1 pseudogene is annotated in these 426 nt (G+C 57.5%); it reads right to left on the minus strand.

The features are described 5' to 3' along the window. Nucleotides 1–426: pseudogene (locus tag ADI58_RS11260) on the minus strand (hypothetical protein); the annotation flags it as partial.

The following is a 426-nucleotide window of genomic DNA, read 5'->3' on the forward strand; positions in this document are numbered from 1 at the left end:
GCTGTTGGTTCGTCCGCTTTTGGCGCTGGTGTCGCCGGCTCTTCCGCTTTTGGTTCAGTCGCTGGTTCTTCCACTTTTGGTGCTGGTGTCGCTGGTTCTTCTGCTTTTGGCGCTGGAGTCACTGGTTCTTCCACTTTTGGCGTTGTTGCCACTGGCTCATCCGCTTTTGGCGCTGGAGATACTGGCTCATCCGCTTTTGGCGCTGGAGTCACTGGCTCTTCCACTTTTGGCGCTGGTGTCGCTGGTTCCTCTGCTTTTGGTGCTGGCGCTGCTGGTTCTTCCGCTTTTGGCGCTGGTGTCGCTGGTTCGTCTGCCTTCGGCGTTGTTACCACTGGTTCGTCCGCTTTTGGTGTTGTGCCTGCTGCTGGTTCATCCGCTTTCGGTGTTGTGCCTGCTGTTGGTTCGTCCGCTTTTGGCGCTGGTGTC

The sequence above is a fragment of the Streptococcus mitis genome (assembly GCF_001074635.1).
GTDB classification, from domain to species: domain Bacteria; phylum Bacillota; class Bacilli; order Lactobacillales; family Streptococcaceae; genus Streptococcus; species Streptococcus mitis_E.